This is a genomic window from Streptomyces yangpuensis, from assembly GCF_001005295.1.
GTDB lineage: Bacteria > Actinomycetota > Actinomycetes > Streptomycetales > Streptomycetaceae > Streptomyces > Streptomyces yangpuensis.
In genome coordinates this window covers 462069-478651 of record NZ_LBMK01000005.1, presented here as the reverse complement: position 1 = coordinate 478651, position 16583 = coordinate 462069, and the positions used below count along the sequence as shown (strand labels likewise).

General features: G+C 70.1%; 22 protein-coding genes. 14 read left to right on the top strand and 8 right to left on the bottom strand.

What is annotated here, in order from left to right; all coding sequences use genetic code 11:
* The first annotated feature begins 7 nt into the window (after positions 1-7).
* Genes resB through AAT21_RS26065 form a run of 3 tightly spaced genes read left to right on the top strand, consistent with a single transcriptional unit; the run spans position 8 to position 3343 of the window.
* Positions 8-1720, top strand: coding sequence for a cytochrome c biogenesis protein ResB (gene resB, locus AAT21_RS26075; RefSeq protein WP_079025955.1), 1713 nt, complete (start codon positions 8-10; stop codon positions 1718-1720).
* Positions 1717-2802: a c-type cytochrome biogenesis protein CcsB gene (ccsB, locus tag AAT21_RS26070; protein WP_046779344.1), complete on the top strand. Its 1086-nt coding sequence runs from the start codon at positions 1717-1719 to the stop codon at positions 2800-2802. Before resB ends, ccsB begins: the two co-directional genes overlap by 4 nt.
* A gap of 25 nt (positions 2803-2827) precedes the next feature.
* Positions 2828-3343: an SRPBCC domain-containing protein gene (locus AAT21_RS26065; RefSeq protein ID WP_046779343.1), complete on the top strand. Its 516-nt coding sequence runs from the start codon at positions 2828-2830 to the stop codon at positions 3341-3343.
* Between the two features lie 92 nt (positions 3344-3435).
* Here AAT21_RS26065 and AAT21_RS26060 read toward each other — a convergent pair whose 3' ends face one another.
* Positions 3436-3780 carry a PLD nuclease N-terminal domain-containing protein gene (locus AAT21_RS26060; RefSeq protein ID WP_079025954.1) on the bottom strand — a complete coding sequence of 115 codons (345 nt, stop codon included), beginning with the start codon at positions 3778-3780 and terminating at the stop codon, positions 3436-3438.
* 90 nt (positions 3781-3870) lie between these two features.
* Between AAT21_RS26060 and AAT21_RS26055 the strand changes: the two genes are divergently transcribed.
* The 4 genes from AAT21_RS26055 to AAT21_RS26040 are packed head-to-tail and all read left to right on the top strand — an operon-like array spanning position 3871 to position 7341.
* A complete protein-coding gene (locus AAT21_RS26055) occupies positions 3871-5328 on the top strand; it encodes a menaquinone biosynthesis decarboxylase (RefSeq protein ID WP_046779341.1) in 1458 nt (485 codons plus the stop codon).
* Positions 5325-5807, top strand: coding sequence for a hypothetical protein (locus AAT21_RS26050; protein WP_235439225.1), 483 nt, complete (start codon positions 5325-5327; stop codon positions 5805-5807). Before AAT21_RS26055 ends, AAT21_RS26050 begins: the two co-directional genes overlap by 4 nt.
* Positions 5807-6727: a menaquinone biosynthesis prenyltransferase MqnP gene (gene mqnP, locus AAT21_RS26045; protein ID WP_412180342.1), complete on the top strand. Its 921-nt coding sequence runs from the start codon at positions 5807-5809 to the stop codon at positions 6725-6727. The genes AAT21_RS26050 and mqnP overlap by 1 nt, the downstream gene beginning before the upstream one ends.
* A gap of 26 nt (positions 6728-6753) precedes the next feature.
* Positions 6754-7341 (top strand): Uma2 family endonuclease, encoded by a 588-nt coding sequence (locus AAT21_RS26040; RefSeq protein ID WP_327152759.1) that lies wholly within the window; start codon positions 6754-6756, stop codon positions 7339-7341.
* On the opposite strand, the gene AAT21_RS26035 is transcribed toward AAT21_RS26040, so the two are convergent.
* On the bottom strand, positions 7331-7939 hold the full coding sequence (locus AAT21_RS26035; RefSeq protein ID WP_046779337.1) for a rhomboid family intramembrane serine protease: 609 nt from the start codon (positions 7937-7939) through the stop codon (positions 7331-7333). The two genes, AAT21_RS26040 and AAT21_RS26035, sit on opposite strands and share 11 nt — an antisense overlap.
* 86 nt (positions 7940-8025) lie before the next feature.
* Here AAT21_RS26035 and AAT21_RS26030 point away from each other — a divergent pair, with 86 nt between their 5' ends.
* Positions 8026-8730 carry a UbiX family flavin prenyltransferase gene (locus AAT21_RS26030; protein ID WP_046779336.1) on the top strand — a complete coding sequence of 235 codons (705 nt, stop codon included), beginning with the start codon at positions 8026-8028 and terminating at the stop codon, positions 8728-8730.
* On the opposite strand, the gene AAT21_RS39750 is transcribed toward AAT21_RS26030, so the two are convergent.
* Complete coding sequence (locus AAT21_RS39750) at positions 8727-8861, bottom strand: hypothetical protein (protein ID WP_257857992.1); 135 nt, start codon at positions 8859-8861, stop codon at positions 8727-8729. The genes AAT21_RS26030 and AAT21_RS39750 overlap by 4 nt on opposite strands.
* A 122-nt stretch (positions 8862-8983) precedes the next feature.
* Between AAT21_RS39750 and AAT21_RS26025 the strand changes: the two genes are divergently transcribed.
* The 5 genes from AAT21_RS26025 to AAT21_RS26005 all read left to right on the top strand — a co-directional run bounded on the left by AAT21_RS26025 (position 8984) and on the right by AAT21_RS26005 (position 13563).
* Positions 8984-9439: an Lrp/AsnC family transcriptional regulator gene (locus tag AAT21_RS26025; RefSeq protein ID WP_030026281.1), complete on the top strand. Its 456-nt coding sequence runs from the start codon at positions 8984-8986 to the stop codon at positions 9437-9439.
* Positions 9440-9500: 61 nt separating this feature from the next.
* Positions 9501-10664: an aminofutalosine synthase MqnE gene (mqnE, locus tag AAT21_RS26020; RefSeq protein ID WP_030965880.1), complete on the top strand. Its 1164-nt coding sequence runs from the start codon at positions 9501-9503 to the stop codon at positions 10662-10664.
* Between the two features lie 129 nt (positions 10665-10793).
* Positions 10794-11318 (top strand): GNAT family N-acetyltransferase, encoded by a 525-nt coding sequence (locus AAT21_RS26015; protein WP_046779335.1) that lies wholly within the window; start codon positions 10794-10796, stop codon positions 11316-11318.
* Positions 11319-11500: 182 nt separating this feature from the next.
* A complete protein-coding gene (locus tag AAT21_RS26010) occupies positions 11501-11812 on the top strand; it encodes a DUF4229 domain-containing protein (RefSeq protein WP_046779334.1) in 312 nt (103 codons plus the stop codon).
* Between the two features lie 404 nt (positions 11813-12216).
* Positions 12217-13563, top strand: coding sequence for a dicarboxylate/amino acid:cation symporter (locus AAT21_RS26005; protein WP_046779333.1), 1347 nt, complete (start codon positions 12217-12219; stop codon positions 13561-13563).
* 73 nt (positions 13564-13636) lie between these two features.
* Here the strand turns inward: AAT21_RS26005 and AAT21_RS26000 are convergent, their stop codons facing one another.
* From AAT21_RS26000 to AAT21_RS25980, 5 genes are all read right to left on the bottom strand, one after another.
* Complete coding sequence (locus AAT21_RS26000; RefSeq protein WP_157879788.1) at positions 13637-14167, bottom strand: hypothetical protein; 531 nt, start codon at positions 14165-14167, stop codon at positions 13637-13639.
* A 50-nt stretch (positions 14168-14217) separates the two neighbouring features.
* Positions 14218-14556 (bottom strand): hypothetical protein, encoded by a 339-nt coding sequence (locus AAT21_RS25995; RefSeq protein ID WP_046779331.1) that lies wholly within the window; start codon positions 14554-14556, stop codon positions 14218-14220.
* A complete protein-coding gene (locus tag AAT21_RS25990; RefSeq protein WP_046779330.1) occupies positions 14529-14855 on the bottom strand; it encodes a hypothetical protein in 327 nt (108 codons plus the stop codon). The genes AAT21_RS25995 and AAT21_RS25990 overlap by 28 nt, the downstream gene beginning before the upstream one ends.
* A gap of 62 nt (positions 14856-14917) precedes the next feature.
* Complete coding sequence (locus tag AAT21_RS25985) at positions 14918-15109, bottom strand: DUF397 domain-containing protein (RefSeq protein WP_046779329.1); 192 nt, start codon at positions 15107-15109, stop codon at positions 14918-14920.
* Positions 15106-15963, bottom strand: a complete 858-nt coding sequence (locus tag AAT21_RS25980; RefSeq protein ID WP_046779328.1) for a helix-turn-helix domain-containing protein — start codon at positions 15961-15963, stop codon at positions 15106-15108. The genes AAT21_RS25985 and AAT21_RS25980 overlap by 4 nt, the downstream gene beginning before the upstream one ends.
* 155 nt (positions 15964-16118) lie before the next feature.
* On the opposite strand from AAT21_RS25980, the gene AAT21_RS25975 reads away from it, so the two are divergent.
* On the top strand, positions 16119-16526 hold the full coding sequence (locus AAT21_RS25975; RefSeq protein WP_235439224.1) for an ATP-binding protein: 408 nt from the start codon (positions 16119-16121) through the stop codon (positions 16524-16526).
* Positions 16527-16583: the final 57 nt, after the last annotated feature.

The window sequence follows — 16583 nt, the reverse complement described above, 5'->3', positions numbered from 1 at the left end:
GACGGACATGAGTACGACTGACAAAGCGTCCACCGAGGCGCCCAACGAGCCCGTCCCGGCGGACGCCGCAGAGGAGGCGGCCGGCTCCCAGCTGTCCACCGCCCCCGTCGAGGACAGCGGTCCCGTCGGCATCGGCGTGACCGGCTGGGCCCGCTGGTTCTGGCGGCAGCTCACCTCCATGCGGGTGGCGCTGATCCTGCTCTTCCTGCTGTCCCTGGGAGCCATCCCCGGATCCCTCGTCCCGCAGACCAACGTCGACGCGCTGAAGGTCGCCCAGTGGAAGAAGGACCACCCGTCCTTCGTCGGCGTCGCCGAGGCCCTCCAGCTCTTCGACGTCTACAGCTCGGTGTGGTTCTCCGCGATCTACCTGCTGCTGTTCGTCTCGCTGATCGGCTGCATCATCCCGCGCGCCTGGCAGTTCGTCGGCCAGCTCCGCGGCCGCCCCCCGGCCGCTCCCAAGCGGCTCGACCGGCTGCCCGCCCACACCACCTGGCGTACGGACAGCACCCCGGACGAGGTTCTCGCGTACGCGAGGACGATGCTCGCGGGCAAGCGCTTCCGCACCGAGGCGGGCGGCACCCATGTCGCGGCCGAGAAGGGCTACCTCCGCGAGGCCGGCAACCTGGTCTTCCACGTCGCGCTGATCGTGATGCTCGTCGCCTTCGCCTGGGGCCAGTACTTCAAGTCCGAGGGCGGCAAGCTGGTCCTGCGCGGCAGCGGCTTCTCGAACACGCTCACCCAGTACGACGACTTCAAGCCCGGCACGCTCTTCCACCCGGACGACCTGCCGCCGTTCAGCTTCACGCTGGACCGCTTCGACGCCACCTACGAGATGTCCGGCCCGCAGCGGGGCACCCCGCGCGACTTCAAGGCGTACGTCACCCTCAGCGAGGGCGCCCACGGAACGCCGCAGAAGCGCGAGATCCAGGTCAACGAGCCCCTCGAAATCGACGGGTCCAAGGTCTACCTGCTCGGTCACGGCTACGCGCCGATCATCTCGGTGACCGACCCCACCGGGAAGGTGATCTACAAGGACGCCGTCCCGGTGCTCCCGCAGGACGGCAACCTCACCTCCACCGGAGCCGTCAAGGTCACCGACGGCTACAAGGACAAGGACGGCAAGCAGGAACAGCTCGGCTTCAACGCCGTCTTCGTGCCGACCTTCGCGGGCGAGGGCATGGGAACGATGTTCTCGCAGTTCCCCGCCCTCCTGAACCCGCAGCTCATGCTCAACGCCTGGCACGGAAGCCTCGGCGTCGACTCGGGTCTGCCGCAGAACGTCTACCGCCTCGACACCTCCAAGATGGAGATGTTCAAGGACGCGTCGGGCCAGCAGTTCAAGCAGAAGCTGGCGCCCGGTGACACGATGACCCTGCCCGACGGCGCGGGCACCGTGAAGTTCGAGGGCATCGAGCGGTGGGCCACCTTCTCCGTCACCCACCAGCCCGGCAGCGGCCTCGCCCTCGCGGGCGCGATCGCCGCCATCGCGGGCCTGGCCGGGTCGCTGTTCATCCAGCGCCGCCGGATCTGGGTCCGCGCGGTGACCGGCGAGGACGGCGTCACCGTCGTCGAGATGGCGGGCCTCGGCCGCAGCGAGTCCGCCAGGCTGCCGGAGGAGCTGGCGGATCTCGCCGCCACGCTGCACGAACAGGCGCCGACCGCGACGCCCGGGTCGCCCGCCGAACCCGTCGAAGAAACTCCCGAAGGAGAGCGCGGATGACGCCGCTCGCTGCCGCAGCCAACGAGAACCTGGCTGAGATCAGCAACTACCTGATCTATTCGTCGATGGCGGTCTACACGCTCGCCTTCTTCGCGCACATCGCCGAGTGGACCTTCGGCAGCCGCAGCAAGGTCGCCCGCACGGCCGCCGCGCTGACCGGTGCCAAGGAGGCCGCCGCCGCCCCCGCCGTGCAGGTGCGCGGCAAGGGCGGCGCCACCGCCGTACTGGACCGGCCCAAGGTCACCACCCGCTCCGGCGCCGGCACCCGTGACGTCCCGGACGGCCCCGGCGCCGCCGGCGGCACCGTGCAGGGCGACCTGTACGGCCGGATCGCGGTCTCGCTGACCGCGCTCGCCTTCCTCGTCGAGGCGGCCGGAGTCGTCACCCGCGCCATGTCGGTCGAGCGGGCCCCCTGGGGCAACATGTACGAGTTCTCGATCACCTTCTCCACGGTGGCCGTCGGCACGTACCTGGTGCTCCTCGCCCTGAAGAAGAACGTCCGCTGGCTCGGCCTGATCCTGGTCACCACCGTCCTGCTCGACCTCGGCATCGCGGTCACCTGGCTCTACACCGACAGCGACCAGCTCGTCCCGGCCCTGCACTCCTACTGGCTGTGGATCCACGTCTCCACCGCCATCTTCTGCGGCGCCGTCTTCTACCTCGGCGCGGCCGGCGCGGTCCTCTACCTCTTCCGCGACGCCTACGAGGGCAAGCTCGCCGGCGGCGGCAAGCCGGGCCGGATCGCCTCCTCGGTCCTGGAGCGGCTGCCCTCGGCGGCCTCGCTCGACAAGTTCTCGTACCGCATCAACGCGGCCGTCTTCCCGCTGTGGACCTTCACGATCATCGCGGGCGCCATCTGGGCCGGCGACGCCTGGGGCCGCTACTGGGGCTGGGACCCCAAGGAGGTCTGGTCCTTCGTGACGTGGGTGGCGTACGCCTGCTACCTGCACGCCCGCGCCACCGCCGGCTGGAAGGGCCGCAAGGCCGCCTACCTGGCGCTCTTCGCCTTCGCCTGCTGGATCTGGAACTACTACGGCGTGAACATCCTGCTCAGCGGCAAGCACTCCTACGCGGGCGTCTGACCGGCGGGAGTGGGACGCTGGTGGCATGTCCCTCGTGAGCCATGCCACCAGCGAACGGCGCGGCGAGAACCACTGGCTGCTCCGCTTCGAGCTCCACCTGCCGTACTCCTACGAGGCCCTCTGGCACGCCATGACCACGCCCGACGGGCTCCGTGGCTGGCTGGCCGCGGCCGACGTCCTGGAGCGGCACCTCGGCGGGGCCGTCACGCTGCGCTGGCTGAACACCGCAACGGTGGCGAGCGGCCACGTCTCGGCCTGGGACGTGGAGCGCGTCGCCGAGTACACGGTGGCCGGGCTCGGGCGGATCCGCTTCCACCTGGAGGCGGTCGGCACCGACTCCACGGTCATCCGGTTCGTCAACGAACGCGGCGGGTCCGACGAGACCCGCCTGGACTGCCTGGCCGCCTGGCACGAGCACTTCGAGCTGCTGGAGGCCGCGCTGGCGGGGCGGCCGACGGACTGGTCCACCTGGACGGACAGCCGCTGGGCCGACCTGCGCGCCTCGTACGCGTCCTTCGGCCAGGCCCGCAAGGCATCCTGAGCCACTGCCCTCTGCCCTCTGCCGCTGGGGCGGCGTGCGCGCCGATCGCCCCGCCGGGGTGCCGCCGCGCAAGGAGACCCGCCCGGGCTGCCCTAGTCGGCGTCCTTGCCCTGGTCCTTGCCGTTGTCCTTGCGGTCGCGGTCCTCGCGGTCCTTGTTCTCCTGCTCCTCGCGCAGGGACTTCAGGAACTCCGGGTTGTCGTCGGGGGCCACCCACTGGGTGCGCCTCCGGGGTCCGCGCCCGCCACCGCCGGCGGCCACCCGCTTCCTGCCCGCGAACAGCCACACCACCGGCCCCACGATGGAGAAGAGCAGGATGATGATCACCCACATCGCCTTGGGGAGGTGCTTGACCTCTTCCTCCGGCGTGTTCAGGCAGTCGATGAAGGCGTAGATGGTCAGCGCGATGATCAGCAGGAACGGCAGATAGCGCAACACGGTGTGGGACCGACTCCCGGGCAGTGGCGGCGGACCCGCAAGGGGCCCCGGTGACGCTCCCAGCGTAGTTGGTGACGGATACTGACCCCTATGGCTTACGACGATCTCCGCTCGCTGCTCCGGGCTCTGGAGCGAGAGGGCGACCTCAAGCGCATCAAGGCCGAAGTCGACCCGTACCTGGAGGTCGGGGAGATCGTCGACAGAGTGAACAAAGCGGGTGGTCCCGCGCTGCTCTTCGAGAACGTCAAGGGCTCGGCGATGCCGCTGGCCATGAACGTCTTCGGTACCGACCGCCGCCTCCTGAAGGCCCTCGGCCTGAAGTCCTACGCCGAGATCAGCGAGAAGATCGGCGGCCTGCTCAAGCCCGAGCTGCCGCAGGGCTTCATCGGGGTCCGTGAGGCCTTCGGCAAGCTCGGCTCGATGGTCCACGTGCCGCCGAAGAAGGTGAAGGGCGACTCCGCGCCCGTCCAGGAGGTCGTCCTCACCGGCGACGACGTCGACCTGGACCTGCTGCCGGCCCTCTTCACCTGGCCCAAGGACGGCGGCTCCTTCTTCAACCTCGGCCTGACCCACACCAAGCACCCCGAGACGGGCGTGCGCAACCTCGGCCTCTACCGCCTCCAGCGCCACGACAAGCGCACCATCGGCATGCACTGGCAGATCCACAAGGACAGCCGCAACCACTACGCCGTCGCCGCGGCCAAGGGCGAGCGGCTGCCGGTCGCGATCGCCTTCGGCTGCCCGCCCGCGGTCACGTACGCCTCCACCGCCCCCCTGCCGGGCGACATCGACGAGTACCTCTTCGCCGGCTTCGTCGCGGGCAAGCGGATCGAGATGGTGGACTGCAAGACCGTCCCGCTCCAGGTTCCGGCCAACGCGGAGGTCGTCGTCGAGGGCTGGCTGGAGCCCGGGGAGATGCTCCCGGAGGGCCCCTTCGGCGACCACACCGGCTTCTACACCCCGCAGGAGCCCTTCCCGGCCCTGAAGATCGACTGCATCACGATGCGCAGGCGGCCGCTGCTGCAGTCGATCGTGGTGGGCCGCCCGCCGACCGAGGACGGCCCGCTGGGCCGCGCGACGGAGCGGTTCTTCCTGCCCCTGCTGAAGATCATCGTCCCGGACATCGTCGACTACCACCTGCCCGAGTCGGGCGGCTTCCACAACTGCGCGATCGTCTCGATCGACAAGAAGTACCCGAAGCACGCGCAGAAGGTCATGCACGCCATCTGGGGCGCCCACATGATGTCGCTGACCAAGCTGATCATCGTGGTGGACAAGGACTGCGATGTCCACGACCTGCACGAGGTGTCCTGGCGGGCCCTCGGCAACACGGACTACTCCCGCGACCTCACCGTCGTCGAGGGCCCGGTGGACCACCTCGACCACGCCTCCTACCAGCAGTTCTGGGGCGGCAAGGCGGGCATCGACGCGACGAAGAAGCTCCCCGAGGAGGGCTACACCCGCGACGGCGGCTGGCCCGACATGGTCGAGTCCGACCCGGCCACGGCCGCCCTCGTCGACCGCCGCTGGAAGGAGTACGGCCTGTGAGTTCCGAATTCGGTGGACCGGCGCTGTTCATCGGCGAGGACACGACGTTCATGCTGCTTGTGCGCCCGAAGCTCGACCCGGCGGACCCACACGTGCAGGACGCGGCCCAGCGGGCGGGCGTCTCGGCCGAGGAGTTCGCGGGCCACGGCAACATGTGGGCCCTGGTGCTGGACGACGGTTACGAGGCCGACGCCGGCTTCGAGCTGCCCGGCGTACGTGACGCCGAGGTCGAGGACTTCGCGGAGCGCCTGCAGGCCGGGCTCGGCACCGGTGAGGCGTTCACCGTCGAGGCGGGTGCCGTGCTCCGGGTGGAGGCCCGCCCGAGCAGCTCCGAACGTCTCGGCGAGGGCTACGTGTTCACGGTGCACGCGACCCCGCCCGAGCCCGAGGGCGCGCCCACGGTCTCCCTGGAGACGGGCATCGTGCCCCTCGGGACCCTGCTGGACAGCCTCGAACGGTTCCGGGAGGAACTCCGATGATGACCACCGCCGATGGAGTGGTCGGACAGGGGCCCGCGCCGGAGGCGGCCAACAAGGTCAGGGCCTTCCTGCGGCTGGTGATGATCGAGCACTCGGTCTTCGCGCTGCCGTTCGCCTACATCGCGGCGCTGACCGCGATGTTCCAGCTCGACCGGACCGTGCACTGGGGCAAGCTGCTGCTCGTCACCGTGTGCATGGTGGGGCTGCGCACCTTCGCCATGGCCGCGAACCGGATCATCGACCGCGAGATCGACGCCCGCAATCCGCGGACCGCGGGGCGCGAGCTGGTCACCGGCGCGGTGTCCGTCCGATCGGCCTGGACCGGCGCGGGGATCGCGCTCGTGGTCTTCCTCGGCTCGGCGGCCCTGCTGAACCCGCTGTGCCTGGCGCTCGCGCCGGTCGCCGTCGTCCCGATGGTGGTCTACCCGTACGGCAAGCGGTTCACGGACTTCCCGCACGCCATCCTGGGCCTGGCCCAGGCGATGGGTCCCGTCGGGGCCTGGCTGGCGATCACCGGCGAGTGGTCGTGGGACGCGGTGATCCTGGGCCTCGCCGTCGGCGTGTGGATCGGCGGCTTCGACCTCATCTTCGCCTGCCAGGACGTGGCCGCCGACCGTGCCGAGGGCGTCAGGTCCGTCCCGGCCCGCTTCGGCGTCCCGGCCGCCCTGTGGGGGGCGCGCGGCTCGCACGTCGTGACCACGGCCCTGCTGGCCTGGTACGCGCTGGCCACGGACGCCGGCCCGCTGTTCTGGGCCGGCCTGGCGATCGTCGTCGTCGCCTTCGTCTACGAGCACACCATCGTGACCCCGCACGACCTGTCCCGCCTGAACCGCGCCTTCTTCACGGTCAACGGCTTCATCGGCATCGCCCTCTTCGTGTGCGCCCTGGCCGATCTGGTGGCCCGAGGCCTGACGGTGTAGGTATCGTCCGGCCCACCATGACGCGCGTGAACAGGGAGGCCGGCATGTCCGACCCGGACACCGACGGCCCGCCCTCCCGGCTCAGCCGCTTCGCGGACATGTTCCCGGGACACCGGACAGAACTGGTTGAGGGCGCCGTCGTGCTCACCCCGCTCCAGCCGCACCACGGAGGCACCATCTGGCCCTTGTGGACGGCGCTCGACGCTCAGCTTCCGGGCGGCTGGGGCTTGATGAGCGACGTCGCCATCCCGTTCGACGAGGACAACGAGTTCTGTCCCGACCTGGCGCTCGTCCCGGCCGTCGAGGTCGCCAGGAACCTCAGCGCCTACCCGCCCGACCTCATCGAACTGGCCGTCGAGGTCGTCTCACCGGGCAGCATCCGTAACGACTACGAGGTCAAGGACCGGGCGTACGCCCGGCGCGGGATCCCGCACTACCTGATCTTCGACCCGTACAGGGCGCACTGCGTGACCCTGTGGAACCCCGGCCCGGACGGCTACCGGGGCCGGGACACCATCCCGTACGGCGGCGAGGTCACCGTCGAGACCGGCATCGGCAAGCTCGTGATCGACACCTTGGGCCTGCCCGTGGACCCGTCCGTCGTCAGGCCGTGACGGCCGGGCGGCGGCGGGCCGGGCGCTGGAAGTAGAGGGCCGTCAGGACGCCCGCCACCAGGCCGCAGAGGTGGCCCTGCCAGCTGACGCCCGAGTCCGTCGGGAGGATGCCGGAGAGGACCGTGGTCCCCCAGACGGCCGCGACGCCGACGGCCACCGCGATGCCCAGCGCCTTGCGCTCGACGAAGCCCCGTACGAGCAGGTAGCCGAAGAGGCCGAAGACGATGCCGGAGGCACCCAGCGTCATGGTCCCGGACGGGGATATCAGCCAGGTGCCGAGGCCGTCAGCCAGCAGGATCAGGCCGCACACCGCGAGGAACCGGCGGATCCCGGACAGGGCCACGAGGAAGCCGAGGACCAGCAGCGGGACGCTGTTGGAGGCGACGTGGTCGAAGCCGAAGTGGAGGAAGGCCGAGGTGACGACGCCGGTGAGGCTGTCGGGGTCGCGGGCGACGATCCCGTACTGGTCGAGGGCGTGGCCCGTGGCGTGGTCGACGGCCTCCAGCACCCACAGCAGGGCCACCCAGCCCAGCATCAGCTTGGCCGCCGCCTTGGTCCGGTCGGTCTGTGTCAGGCCGGTATCCACCGTCGTGCTCATCTTCGCCCCCTTCGTGGCTCCCCTCACGGGAACGTGCGGTCACCTTACTGAGTGCCCGCCGGGCGTGGCCGGATAGTCTCGGAGGTATGACAGAGCGCAATCGCACCCCGTGGGTGGTCGGGGTTTCCGGAGCGTCCGGGACGCCTTACGCGGCGGCGGTGCTCCGCGGGCTGCTCGCCGCGGGGGAGAGCGTCGACCTGGTCGTGAGCCGGGCCTCGCGCCTCACCCTGCTGGACGAGACCGGCATCGCCTTCCGTGACGCGCACTGGCGCGAGGACCTCGCGGAGTGGCTGGCGCGCGGGGCCGACGGCAAGCCGGGGACCTTCGAGGGCCTGACGGCCGGTGCGGACGTCCGGTACTGGGGTGCCGGGGACCTGGCGGCCGGCCCGAGCTCGGGCTCGTACCCGGTCAAGGGGATGCTGATCGTCCCGGCGTCCACGGCCTGTGTGGCGGGGGTGGCGCTCGGACTGTCGAAGGACCTGCTCCAGCGCGTGGCGAGCGTGACGCTCAAGGAGCGGCGCCGGCTGGTGGTCGCGGTACGGGAGACCCCGCTGAACGGGCAGACGCTGAAGCATCTGGTGGCGCTGGACGAGGCGGGCGCGGTCGTGCTGCCCGCCTCTCCGGCGTTCTACGCGGGTGCGACGCACATCCAGGATCTGGTGGATTTCGTCGCGGGGCGGGTGCTGGACGCGGCAGGGGTGCCGCACCGGCTGTACCGCCGTTGGGAGGGGGAGCTGGGAGGCTCCCGCGCTCCCCAGAGGTCGAACGGTGGTGAGCAGGCCGGTGACTAGGCCTTCTTGCGGCCCAGCGGCTTGCGGGCCTTGTCGACGCGGACGGCCGCGGCGGGCTGGTGGGCTCGGGATCGGTTGGCCAGCTCCTGGAGCTGTCGCATGTGTGCGTGCGCCATCTCGATCGTGAACACGGTGTACCACTCCTGAAGATCGTTATTGATCTGCTGTAAGAAATCACAGGGTGTTGACCCTGTGTGCCTTAGATTCTATACCCAGACTTGCAGGATCGCCGAATAATGGAAGGCTCCACGTAATGGACACGGTGGACAGGCAGCTCATCCAGGCGCTTCGGGAGAACGGCCGCGCCTCGTACGCGGAGCTGGGCCGTCTCGTGGGCCTCTCCGGCCCCAGCGTCACCGACCGCATCAACCGCCTGGAGACGGCCGGTGTCATCACCGGCTACCGCGCGACGGTCGACTCCGCCTCGCTCGGCCTCGGCGTCACCGCGCTGATCGGCATCTCCCTCTCCGACGCCGCCGACCACGAGGACGTGGCCCGGCGACTGCGCGACCTCGCGGAGATCGAGGACTGCTGGTTCATCGCCGGCGACGACTCGTACATGCTCAAGGTGCGCGCCAGCGACGTGGACGGCCTGGAGAAGATCATCCGCAAGCTCTCCGGCACCAAGGGTGTTTCGCGCACCCGCACCACCATCGTGCTCTCCACGAAGTGGGAGAACCGGGTCGGGGAGCTGCCCGAGGAAGCCTGAGAGTACGGTTGGTCAGGGTTTGCAGGACAGGCAAGAGGCATCTAGAGGAGGCGACCGGCACATGGACGCTGGGCTCAAGCGTGAGCTGGAGGAGAAGGTCCGCTCCGGCGAGCGGCTGACCCGTGAGGACGGCATCGCCCTCTACGAGTCGGACGACCTGGCCTGGCTCGGTGGCCTCGCCCACGAGGTGCGTACGCGCAAGAACGGTGACGTCGTCCACTTCAACGTCAACCGCCACCTCAACATGACGAACGTGTGCACCGCGTCGTGCGCGTACTGCTCGTTCCAGCGCAAGCCGGGCGAGAAGGACGCGTACACGATGCGCATCGAGGAGGCCGTGCGCCTGGCCAAGGCCATGGAGACGGAGAACCTCACCGAGTTGCACATCGTCAACGGCCTGCACCCGAACCTGCCGTGGCGCTACTATCCGCGTTCGCTCTCCGAGCTGAAGAAGGCGCTGCCGAACGTCTCGCTGAAGGCGTTCACGGCGACCGAGATCCACCACTTCGAGACGATCTCCGGGATGTCCGCCTCGGACATCCTGGACGAGCTGATCGAGGCCGGCCTGGAGTCCCTCACCGGCGGCGGCGCGGAGATTTTCGACTGGGAGGTCCGCCAGCACATCGTCGACCACCGCACCCACTGGGAGGACTGGTCGCGCATCCACCGTCTCGCGCACGCGAAGGGCCTCAAGACCCCCTCGACGATGCTGTACGGGCACATCGAGGAGCCGCGCCACCGCGTGGACCACGTGCTGCGGCTGCGCGAGCTCCAGGACGAGACCGGCGGCTTCCAGGTCTTCATCCCGCTGCGCTACCAGCACGACTTCGTGGACATGCAGGACGGCAAGGTGCGCAACAAGCTCCAGGCGCGCACGACGATGGCCACCGGCGCCGAGGCGCTGAAGACCTTCGCCGTCTCGCGGCTGCTCTTCGACAACGTGCCGCACGTCAAGGTCTTCTGGGTGATGCACGGCGTGCAGACCGCGCAGCTCGCGCTCCAGCACGGTGCGGACGACATGGACGGCTCGGTCGTCGAGTACAAGATCACGCACGACGCGGACAACTACGGCACCCCGAACAAGCTGGGCCGCGAGGACCTGCTGGAGCTGATCCGCGAGGCCGGCTTCCGCCCGGTCGAGCGCAACACGCGCTACGAGATCATCCGCGAGTACCCGGGCCCGGACGCGGACCTGCGCGAGACCCCGCAGGCGATGCGCGTCTGACCCGCCCCCGGCCCGCGCCGGGCCCGCGTCCGGCGCCCGCCGGACCTCACTCGGTATGTCGACCCCGGCCCCTGGGCCGGGGTTCGGCTTTTCTGGACGGACCGATCAAGTAACAAGTAAATTTGCCTAATGACCCTTACGTTCACCCTCGATCCGGCCGTCGGGCCCGCCCTGCGCGAGGGAATCCTGGAGCTCTGGACCGACGTCTCCAACGCGGGTGGCGCCGTGGGCTTCGTACCACCGGTCACCCACGACGACGTACGCCCCTTGCTCGACAACCACCTCGCCGGCATCGCCGACGGGAGCTGCCGGCTCCTCGTCGGCCACGACGAGGACGGCGCGGTCGCCGCGACCGCCTTCCTCACCCACAACACCCACCGGCTCCAGCGGCACTGGCTGTGGGCCTACACGGTGATGGTCCACCCGCGCCACCAGGGCAAGGGCTACGGGCGCGAGCTCATGGCGGCGACCGAGGCCGCCGCCCGCTCCGTCGAGGGCATCGACGCCGTCCGCCTCACCTGTCGCGGCGGCCTCGGCCTGGAGCACTTCTACTCCTCCTGCGGCTACAAGGAGGTCGGCCGGGTCCCCGGCGCCATCCGCGTGGCCCCCGGCGACGACCGCGACGACGTCGTGATGCTGCTGCCCCTCCACTGACGGGCCGCCTCCGCGCCCGTACGGCGGGGGTGGCCGGCGTACCCCGGCGGGGGCTGCATCCGTACGGCCCTGCGGGAGGTCTCCGTACCCCGGCGGGCTGCGGGCCGGTCCCGGCGTGCTTCACTGGACGGGCACCGTGCGCCGCACGACGTGCCGACCACGACGAGAGAGAAGGGGTCACCGTGTCCCTCAAGCCGAGCGCAACGATCCGATACACCGCGATGCGCCTGGGCATCTTCGTCGGCTGCCTCGCCGTCGTCGCGGTCCTCGTCCACTTCGGCCTGGTCCCCGCCGGACTGGGCGACGCCAACGGCGCCTGGGTCGTGCTGCTCGCCCTCGTGCTCTCCGCCCCGCTCTCCTTCGTCCTCCTGCGAAAGCAGCGCGACGAGATGTCCGCGCAGATCTCCGGGCGCGTCGCCGGGGCGAAGGACAGGCTCGCCGCCAACCGCACCCAGGAGGACGAGGCGGACGACGCGGCACGCGTCGGCTCGTAACGCGCCTCGGCCCGTCACGCGCGCAGGTCCGTAAGGGCCCAGTTGGCTTCATCACACATCGAACCGCCCCAGCACCGGGTACACCACCCGTAGTGCTGGGGCGTTGGTGTTTTCCGGGTCCGCGCAAGAGGGCCCCGCACGCCGCTGTCTCAAAGCACCCCTTTGAGAATCTCAAAGGAGGAGTGTTAGCGTGTTCAACATGTCGACCACAGCTGCGCACCCGATGATCACGAGCGTCCCGCTCGTGTCGCGCCTGCACGTCGACCTCTGCCGCCGCGCGTCCGCGGCCTGTTGCTGTTGAGCTGAATCGATACAGCAGCGGTCCCGGCCGGCCCTTCCTGGCTGCTGCCGCACCGCAACACCACGCAGAACCACCCCCTCACTACGTGCGCCACCTCCGGAGAGTGTCCGTGTCCGCGACCCCACAGGCCCCTGCCCCCGCCAAGGCCTCGTTCAAGTTCCCCTTCTGGGCCCAGATCGTCGCCGGTCTGGCCCTCGGCGTCCTCTTCGGCTGGATAGCCCGCAGCCAGGACGTCAGCTGGCTCGCCACCACCCTGGAGAAGACCGGCGACATCTTCGTCCAGCTGCTGAAGCTGGCCATCGCCCCGCTCGTCTTCTTCGCGATCCTCGTGTCGATCACCAACCTGCGGAAGGTGAACAACGCGGCGCGCCTCGCCTCCCGCACCCTCCTCTGGTTCATGATCACCTCGCTGATCGCGGTCGGCATCGGCATCGGCATCGGCCTGCTGACCGACCCCGGCGCGGGCACCGGCCTCACCGCCGCCGACGGCAAGGAGCCGAAGAAGACCGGCTCCTGGATCGACTTCCTGACCGGCATCGTGCCCACCGACGTCGTCACGCCGTTCACCGAGCTGAAGGTCCTGCAGATCGTGTTCCTGGCGGTCGTCGCCGGCATCGCCGCCCTCCAGCTCGGCGCCAAGGCCAAGCCGGTCCTCGACCTCGCAGAGTCCGCCCTGGAGCTCCTGCAGAAGGCCCTGTGGTGGGTCATCCGCCTCGCCCCGATCGGCACCATCGGCCTCATCGGCACCGCGATCGCCACGTACGGCTGGGACCTGATCGGCAAGTACGCCACCTTCACCGCCGACATCTACATCGGCTGCGCCCTGGTGATGTTCGGCGTCTACCCGCTGCTGCTCGCGACAGTCGCCAAGGTCAGCCCGGTCCAGTTCTTCAAGGGCGCCTGGCCCGCCATCCAGCTGGCCTTCGTCTCCCGCTCCTCCGTCGGCACCATGCCGGTCACCCAGAAGGTCACCGAACGCCTCGGCGTCCCGAAGGAGTACGCCTCCTTCGCCGTCCCGTTCGGCGCCACCACCAAGATGGACGGCTGCGCCGCGATCTACCCGGCGCTCGCCGCGATCTTCATCGCGCAGATCTTCGACGTGCAGCTGGGCATCAAGGAGTACCTGCTCATCGTCTTCGTCTCGGTCATCGGCTCCGCCGCGACCGCCGGCCTGACGGGCGCCACCGTCATGCTGACGCTGACCCTCTCCACCCTGGGCCTCCCGCTCGCCGGCGTCGGCCTCCTGCTGGCCATCGACCCGATCCTGGACATGATCCGCACGGCCACGAACGTCGCAGGTCAGGCGCTGGTACCGGTCATCGTCTCGGCCCGCGAGGGCATCCTGGACAAGGACGCCTACGCGAACGCCTCGGCCTCCCCGCTGGACGAGCCCGCCCCGGCCCCGGCATCCGTCGACACCGTGCCGCAGCCGGCCGCCGCGACCGCCTGACCCGGCCGCACGCCCGCAGCACTCGCCGCCGCTCCCGCCCCCGTCTGGGCGGGAGCGGCGGCGTGTCCACCGCTCAGTCGACTCCTCTGAGGTAGACCCGGCTGGTGCGGTCGTCGACCCGCGCCACCGCGACCTTCAGCCAGTTGAGGTCCTCCTCGCACGGCGCACACACCTGACCCTCGCGGACCTGGGCCAGCAGTTCGGGCTCCGGCAGCCCGAGGTGCGAGAACGGCGTCGTCGGATTCGTGCTCAGGGCGAGCGGCTGCTCCCGCAGCCGGAGCGGCCGCTCCGGCTTCAGCAAGCCGACGAACGCGTCGACCTCGGCCGTCGGAAGGACGAAGGCCAGGATCAGGCCGTCGTCCTGCAAGCCCTGCAGGTGCGCCGCCTTCGCCTCGGTCGCCGCCTCCGGCAGCTGCACCCCGAGCGTCTTGGAGACCGACTCCACGGTGGCACCGTCCACCCACTGCGTCAGCTGCCCCGACGAGCGCTCCGCGGCCGGGGCACCGCCCTGCACGGTCCCCGAGCACCCGCTCACGAGTCCGCCGACCAACACCAGCCCGCAGACCAGCACCGGACGCCACCTGCCGCGCCGCTCTCTGCTCATCGGGCGTCGAGTCTCCTTCAGGATCGATGCCATGGGCGTCGCCACGCGCGTCAGACCGTGCGGGCGCGGGCGTAGGCGGTCGCCGCTATCAGGACCGGGGCCGCGAACCACCAGCGGCCCATCGTGCGGCGGTAGAGCGGGGTGACGGTGATCAGCAGGCCCAGCAGGCACAGGAACACCGAGAAGCCGCCCATGAAACGGGCGTCCTCGCGCATCTGGTCGTAGGGCGAGGCGGGGCGCATGGCCAGGGCGAGGCAGCAGGTGTACGCCGCGGGGACGTAGAGCGCGACGAGCGGGACGGCGAGCACCAGGCGCAGGCAGCCGCGGTCCTCGGGGAGGTCGATGTCCTCGCGGGGGAGCCTCAGCCGAGCGTCTCGATACGAACCCACGCGATCACCCCCAGCACGAGCGGCGGCGCGAACCACCACGGGCCCAGCGCCCTGCGGACGGGCGGGAGGAACGTGATCACGACCCCGAGCAGGCTCAGGCACAGAGAGAGGAAGACGGCTGCCGCCGTGCCCTCGTATCCCTGGTGGTCCCATGCGGCCTGCGGGCCGTTGAACACGGCGGCGTAGACGAGGACGGCGTTCAGGGCGTGCACCAGGGCGAGGGGCAGCGCGAACACCCAGCGCACCGGTCGACGGCTCCCGGAGGCTTCGCGCTGCGCCCGTTCCGCGTCGAACGACATTCATCCCCCGCATGGTTGGCGACCGTTCATCGGGAGACGCGGGGCGGGAACCTTCGGTTCCGTCAGACTTCGGACGCCTGGGCGACGAACCCTTCCCAGGCGGGGCGGCCGAAGGCCAGGTGCGCGCGTGCGGTGTCCTTGGAGTCGCGGACCAGGACCGCGTGGGGGGTGGCGGCCACCTCGACGCAGGAGTCGCCTTCGCTGCCGTCGCTGTAGCTGCTCTTGAACCAGTCGAGCTCGCGGTTGTCGGTCATGTCTCTCCCAGCAGTTCCTCGATGAAGTCCCGCGACTCCAGGGGGGTGAGGGCTTGGGCCCGGATCATGCCATAGCGCAGCTCAAGGATCCGGAGCTGCCTCGGGTCGGAGACCGGTCGTCCGCCGAAAGCGCCTTCCGAGCGACCCACGGCAGTACCGTCCTCGAACTTCAGGACCTCGATCCCACCGTCCATGCCGGCATGGACCTCCCGGTCGATCGGCATCACCTGCAGGGCCACGTGCCGCAACCGGCCCACCTCCAACAGGCGTTCGAGCTGTCGGCGCCACACCATTGTGCCTCCGATGCGCCGACGCAGACTCGCCTCTTCTTGGACGATGCTGAGCGACGGAGCCGGATTTCGCTTGAAGAGGGCACGCCGAGCCATGCGTGCGGCCACGTACCGCTCCACCTCGTCCTGGCTGTAGGCGGGCTGGCGCATCTCGAAGAGTGCCCTGGCGTACTCCGCCGTCTGGAGAACTCCGTGAATGCCGTGGATGCGGTACGCCCCGATCTCGACGGCCCTCGCCTCCAGCTTCGCCAGGTCCCGCACCTTCTTCGGGTAGCGCACCTGCTCCAGGTCGGCCTTCATCGCGGAGATCCGGCCCCCGGCGTCCAGGACCTCGTCCGCCCTGTCCAGGTACTCGGGGCGGGGGATCCGTTTGCCCGACTCGACCTTGCGGACCTGGTCCTCCCCGTACTGGATGGCCGCCCCGAAATCCGCGGGCCGCAGGCCGGCCGCCTCGCGCCACGCCCTGAGCTGGCGGCCCAGCGCGGCCACCACCGCCGCGCCCTGTTCATCCTCCGGATCGACGTCCCAGCCGGGCTCTTCCGTACCGTCACTGTCCACGCTCATGCGCGCCCACCTCCGACGAGCCGATGTACGCAACGCCTCGTACCCGTCGGGTCGGTCCGGACAGTCGGGACGGGTCCGGACAAGCCCCGGACAAACCCGGGACGCAGGGGCGGTGCCGCTTCTCACGGTACGCACGCACGGACACGCTGAGTGATGTGATTCCTCAACTCGTCGACTTCCAGGTCCAGCTGTCCGCGACCCCGCGCGCCGCACGCCTCGCCCGTCTCCTGACCGTCGAGCAACTGCGTGGCTGGGGACTGCCCCTGATCGAACCCGCGCACGTCGTGGCGGAGCTCGCCGCCAATGCCGTGACCCATGGGCGCGTGCCAGGCCGGGACTTCCGGCTCGCCCTCACGGCGACCCCCGAGACGCTGCTGATCGAGGTGACGGACGCGCGCGGCGACCGGATCCCGCGCATCCGCGACGCGGGGCTCGGACTGGTCATCGTCGAAGCGCTGGCGAACCGTTGGGGCGTCAGGGAAGGGCCGCTGCCGGGCAAGGTGGTGTGGGCGGAGGTACCCCTCACGGCCGGGTCACGGGGGTCCGCGACCCGGCGTGCTTAGACGCATAAAGACCAAAGAACCGAGGGAAAGAACCAACCCACCAACCAAACCCGGCCC